The sequence below is a fragment of the Nocardia sp. NPDC059236 genome, from assembly GCF_042754085.1.
In the GTDB taxonomy this organism is placed as follows: domain Bacteria; phylum Actinomycetota; class Actinomycetes; order Mycobacteriales; family Mycobacteriaceae; genus Nocardia.
On record NZ_JBHZAF010000019.1, the window covers coordinates 30,505 to 36,183 of the forward strand.

The following is a 5,679-nucleotide window of genomic DNA, read 5'->3' on the forward strand; positions in this document are numbered from 1 at the left end:
TTGAATCCGAGGAAAGGCTCTCCACCCTATGGGCAATAGCTGGCTGCGTCACCTGACCCCTGCACCGAGGAATGGCTCCCACAAGTTGGTCTGCTTTCCCCACGCCGGCGGATCCGCCCTCTCTTTCGGACCATTGGCCGAGTCCGTCGGTTCGGAGTTCGACGTTCTCGCCGTTCAATATCCGGGGCGGCAGGACAGAAGGCACGAACGGCTCGTGGGCGATATTTCAGGGTTGGTCGACGGCTTGCTTCCCGAGGTCATCGAGGCTGTCGGGGATGCCGAGAATTTTTCCGTGTTCGGCCACAGCATGGGATCCGTCGTGGCTTTCGAGGCGTGCAGGCGGCTCGAGGACGAGGTAGGGGCAACGGCGACAGTGCTGTTCGCTTCCGGCCGCTGCGCTCCGGCGGCGACACAAACCGGGCGCGTGCATCTGCTCGGCGATCGAGAACTGTGCGAACAATTGCTTCGGATCGGCGGCACGCCCGCGGTATTGCTCGAGGATCCCGACTTTCGGGAATTGATCCTGTCGATCGTCAGGAACGACTACCGAGCCATCGAGACCTACGCGTGCACGACGGACGCGATGGTCAAGTCCCCCATCGTCGCACTGGTCGGCGACCGTGACCCCGATGCGAGTTTCGCGGATATCCAGGCGTGGAGCGCACACACCTCCGGAAGCTTTGCCGCGCAATCGTTTCCGGGCGGTCACTTCTTCATCGATGCGAATTGCCGAGCGGTGGCCGAGCTGATCCGCCGGCACAGATCGGCGGCGCTGCCGAGCTAGGCGGTGCCGTCGGTTGCCCGCTCGGGGATCCAGCCTGCCGGGTCGTGGATCAGTTCCTCCAAGGCCAGATAGGCGGCACCGGTTGTGCCGGGCGCCGTATCCGGTCGGGCAACCTCGACTCGCGGGGCAATCCACTGTGCCGCCACCACGCGGCTGTGGAGGTGTGAGATGAGCGGGGGCAGTAGGAAATCGGCCAGCGCTGCCAAATGCCCGCCGAGCACGATGACCGGTATGCCGAGAATATTGATCGCCGCCGCCAGCGCGATACCGAGGGCCCACGCGGCACGCTCGAGGGAGTGCAGAACTGCGGCGTTCCCCGCGACCGCGTGAGCGGCGAGCTCGGCTATGCCGGTGCCGGTGGGCAATCCGGCGGCGGCAACCAGGGCCTGCCTGCCGGCGTACAACTCGAGACAGCCCGTGGAACCACACGCGCAGGCACCGCCGCCGGGATCGACGGTGACATGCCCGATTTCGCCGCTGCCCCCGTATGGTCCGGCCATCACCTTGCCGTCGATCACCGCCGCCCCGCCGATACCGGTATCGCCGGACACGTAGAAGAAGTCCCGGACCGCTCCTGGGCGGCCGGGAGCGTATTCGGCCGTTGCCCGGGCGGCCAGATCCGCCTCGTTGCCGACTCGCACCGACAACCCGGCGCGTGCCCCGGCAGCGATGAACTCCGCGGGACGCACTTCGGGCCACCCCAGATTCGGTGCGGTCATGAGTGTGGCGGTGTCGGCGCGCACGACCCCGGGCAGCGCCAAGCCGACCCCGACGATCCGCACGTCGTCGGTCAGCGCTGTAATCAGTTCTGTGCTGAGCTCGCCGAGTCGGGCCAAGCAGGCGGCGGGTCGGCTGTTTCGCCAGTCGCCGATCTCGCTGCGTTCGCCGGCGATCTCCCCGGACAACGTGATCGCTCGAGCGGTCAAACGATTCGTATCCACCTGCAGCCCTAGGGCAATGAGGCGACTTGCGGCGATGATCGGCGTCGCCGGCCGCCCGCGGCTCGGTGCGGCCGCGCGCGGCAGCTCGGCGAGGATGCCACCGGCGACCAGCTCGTCGACCAGGCGAGACGCGGTGGCTCGGGTCATGCCGGTCGCCGAGGCGATACTCGCGCGCGACACACCCGCAGGGTTCCGCAGCACCGTGGTCAGCACCAACGCCAAGTTCGCCGCCCGGAGCGATGTCTGGCGGGCACTTGTCGGCGCCGTGCGTCCGGCCAGCGAAGAACCTCGATTCACGGATTGACCGTAACCCACCCGACAATTAAGTTCATCGGATAAACAAATGAGAGGATCGTGCGATGTCCCGCCAACCCACCCCGCAGGACAGGTTCTCGTTCGGACTGTGGACAGTCGGCTGGAGCGGCATCGATCCGTTCGGTACTGCGACCCGGCCGACACTGGCTCCGTGGGACTACATCGACGGGCTGGCCCAGCTCGGGGCGTGGGCAATCAGCTTCCACGACAACGACATCTACCCATTCGACGCCGACGAGGCCACTCAGCAGCAGCGAGTCGCCCGGGTGAAGGACGCGGCCGATCGCGCTGGTCTGGCAATCGAGATGGTCACCACCAACACCTTCACCCATCCGGTCTTCAAGGACGGCGGACTGTGCGCCAACGACAGGGCGGTCCGCCGCTTCGCGTTGCGGAAGATCCTGCACGCGGTCGATCTGGCCGGACAGGTCGATGCCACCACCTTCGTCATGTGGGGCGGCCGTGAGGGCAGTGAATACGACGGATCCAAGGACCTCTACGCCGCGCTCGAACGGTACAAGGAGGGCATCGACACCGTCGCGGCCTACATCAAGGCGCAGGGATACGACCTGCGCATCGCCTTGGAGCCCAAACCCAACGAACCACGCGGCGACATCCTGCTGCCGACCGTGGGACACGCCCTCGCGCTGATCGCGGAGCTCGACCATGCCGATCTCGTCGGGGTCAATCCCGAGACCGGCCACGAGCAGATGGCGGGACTCAACTACACCCACGCGATCGGGCAGGCGTTGTGGAGCGGCAAGCTGTTCCACATCGACCTCAACGGGCAGCGCGGCGCGAAATACGACCAGGACCTGGTCTTCGGCCACGGCGATTTGATGTCGGCGTTCTTCACCGTGGACCTGCTCGAGAACGGGTTCCCCGGCTACCCCGACGGCCCGCCCTACACCGGGGCCCGGCACTTCGACTACAAACCCTCACGCACCGAACACATGCCGGGGGTGTGGGAATCGGCACGAGCGAACATGTCGACGTACCTGATGTTGGCCGACAAGGCCCGCGCGTTCCGGGCCGACCCTCGCGTGCAGGAGGCGATGACACACGCCGGAGTGTTCGACCTCGCCCAGCCGACGCTGGGCGCGGGGGAATCGGTACAGGCGTTCGCGGCGGCGCGAGACCAACTGTTCGACCCCGACACCGCCGCGACGCGCGACTACGGTTTCGTGCGCTTGCACCAGCTCGCCGTCGAGCATGTGATCGGATGAGGCCATGACACTGGTGGCTGGGGTCGATTCCTCGACCCAATCGTGCAAGGTTGTCATCCGCGACGCCGACAGCGGCCGCCCGGTGCGCTCGGGTGCCGCCCCGCACCCGCCCGGCACCGAGGTCGATCCCGAATATTGGTGGCAGGCACTGCAATCGGCGATACAGCAGGCCGGCGGCCTCGACGACGTGGCCGCGGTCTCGGTCGGCGGGCAGCAGCACGGACTCGTCTGCCTGGACGCCCGCGGCGCGGTGATCCGTCCGGCGCTGCTGTGGAACGACACCCGATCCGCTGCTGCCGCACGCGACCTCGTTCACGAAATGGGCGACGGCGATCACGACGCAGGTGTGCGGCGCTGGGTCGACGCGGTCGGCACCGCACCGGTCGCGTCGCTGACCATCACGAAACTGCGCTGGCTCGCCGACCACGAGCCCGCCAACGCCGCCCGGATCGCAGCGATCGCGTTGCCCCATGATTGGCTCACCTGGCGGTTGTGCGGTGCGAGGTCGCTCGACGACCTGGTCACCGACCGCAGCGAAGCGTCGGGCACCGGCTATTTCGATCCGGTGTCCGGTGTCTACCGGCGTGAGCTGCTGGCAATGGCCTTGCGGTACAGCCAGACCCACGCGCAGGGCATCGTGTTGCCGGCGGTCTCGGCGCCGACAGCGCCCGCGGGCACCTCCGACCCTGCGCTGGGCCGGTCGGAGATGATCGTCGGGCCCGGGTGCGGCGACAATGCCGGCGCAGCACTGGGTTTGGGACTGCACGCCGGTGAGGTGATGCTCTCGCTGGGTACCTCGGGCGTGATCGCCGCCGTCACGACCACGCCGGTCCGGGACCCGTCCGGCACGGTGGCGGGCTTCGCCGACGCTACCGGCCGTTTCCTTCCACTGGTGTGCACGCTCAACGCCGCCAGGATCCTCGAGGCGACTGCCACCGTCCTCGGCGTGGATCTCGACGAGCTGTCGGCGTTGGCGCTGGCGGCGGCACCCGGCGCGGGCGGGCTGGTGCAGGTGCCCTACCTGGAAGGCGAACGGACGCCGAATCTTCCGCACGCCACCGGCTCCTTGTACGGCATGACGATGGAGTCGATGACCCGGGAGAATATCGCCCGGGCGGCGGTGGAGTCGCTGCTGTGCCTGACCGCCGCTGCTGCCGACGTGTTCCGTCGTGGTTCGGTGCCCGTCGACCGGGTCACGCTGACCGGTGGCGGTGCACGCTCGGCAGCCGTGTGCGCCATCGCGCCGGCGGTATTCGGGGTGCCCGTCGATGTTCCCGTTCCAGGTGAATACGTCGCCGCAGGAGCCGCTCGCCAGGCCGCGTGGGTGATGTCGTCGGCCCCGCAGCCCCCTGCCTGGCCATTGGCCACAACCCGCACCTTTACCGCAGACCCGTCGCCGGACTTGCTGGCCCGATACCGGGAAGCAGCGGCACGCTCACACCAGTGATCCGCTGGTTCGGCACCGCTTGTCAGATCACTTGGCGCACATAGCTTTCCGGGACCCGCAGCAATCGCCGCCCCGAATACCGCATCGACCTTCTCGGACAAGGCGCCGACAAACTCGCCATCCGTTACCTGGCCACCATCCACATCGCCGCGATCAACCAATGGCTCCGACAGCAGTGAGGGCGGGCCGCCGGTTGAACGTTTAGTCGAAACGGCAGCAACAATTTAGCTAACAACTGTATGGTCATGTACGACACCGAGATCGAACCAGGCACGCAAGGCACCCACCAGCTTCGCAACCGTACAGCCACCCAGCACAGGTGTCGCTGGGAGACGTTGTTGTGAACACCCTCGGATGATCATCCACTAGTTGGGAGATTTGCTATGCCTCCATCATCTGGCAAGGTTCAGCTGTTCGCCGACCGCGACTATGGCGGCGCAAGCGTGATTCTCGAGGAGGGCACCTACAACCTCGGCGACGGCACAGGGCACGTCGGCAACGACGTTGTGTCCTCGCTGAAAGTGGCTCCAGGCATCTCGGTTGTTGCCTATAAGGACGGCGACTGCAAGGGCGCGGAGATGATCTACACCGGCGACATCGCCTACGTCGGCGATTCGATGAACGACACCATCTCCTCGGTGAGAGTCATCAAAACCGACACGGTGAAGCGGGCCATTCTCAGGAACTCCAATGTCACCAACTTTCCCCCACAGAACGATGTCTACGCGCTCGTGGAGCCGATGGAGCTCGAGGACATAAACAACCCGGGACCTGTCCTTGCGACTATCAAGTCATTCCCCGTGACGGTCAATCCACCACGTTAGTTCCTCGACCGGCGGGTACCCGGCGGCCAGGACCCCGGAGACGAGCCCCGAGTACAGACTTTCCGGGCTCACACTCGCCGACTTCGACACCGGACCCAGGAGAGAACGACCGGGTGAGCCTGGGCTCACCCGGTCGTCGCCC

5 protein-coding genes are annotated in these 5,679 nt (G+C 66.5%); 4 read left to right on the plus strand and 1 reads right to left on the minus strand.

What is annotated here, in order from left to right; genetic code table 11:
- The first annotated feature begins 28 nt into the window (after positions 1-28).
- Positions 29-784 carry a thioesterase II family protein gene (locus ACFXIV_RS36590; RefSeq protein WP_379401006.1) on the plus strand — a complete coding sequence of 252 codons (756 nt, stop codon included), beginning with the start codon at positions 29-31 and terminating at the stop codon, positions 782-784.
- On the opposite strand, the gene ACFXIV_RS36595 is transcribed toward ACFXIV_RS36590, so the two are convergent.
- Positions 781-2,022: an ROK family protein gene (locus ACFXIV_RS36595; RefSeq protein WP_379401007.1), complete on the minus strand. Its 1,242-nt coding sequence runs from the start codon at positions 2,020-2,022 to the stop codon at positions 781-783. The two genes, ACFXIV_RS36590 and ACFXIV_RS36595, sit on opposite strands and share 4 nt — an antisense overlap.
- 62 nt (positions 2,023-2,084) lie before the next feature.
- Between ACFXIV_RS36595 and xylA the strand changes: the two genes are divergently transcribed.
- From xylA to ACFXIV_RS36610, 3 genes are all read left to right on the plus strand, one after another.
- Complete coding sequence (gene xylA, locus ACFXIV_RS36600; protein ID WP_379401008.1) at positions 2,085-3,266, plus strand: xylose isomerase; 1,182 nt, start codon at positions 2,085-2,087, stop codon at positions 3,264-3,266.
- Positions 3,267-3,270: 4 nt separating this feature from the next.
- On the plus strand, positions 3,271-4,713 hold the full coding sequence (locus tag ACFXIV_RS36605; protein WP_379401009.1) for an FGGY family carbohydrate kinase: 1,443 nt from the start codon (positions 3,271-3,273) through the stop codon (positions 4,711-4,713).
- A 383-nt stretch (positions 4,714-5,096) separates the two neighbouring features.
- Positions 5,097-5,537, plus strand: coding sequence for a hypothetical protein (locus tag ACFXIV_RS36610; RefSeq protein WP_379401010.1), 441 nt, complete (start codon positions 5,097-5,099; stop codon positions 5,535-5,537).
- Positions 5,538-5,679: the final 142 nt, after the last annotated feature.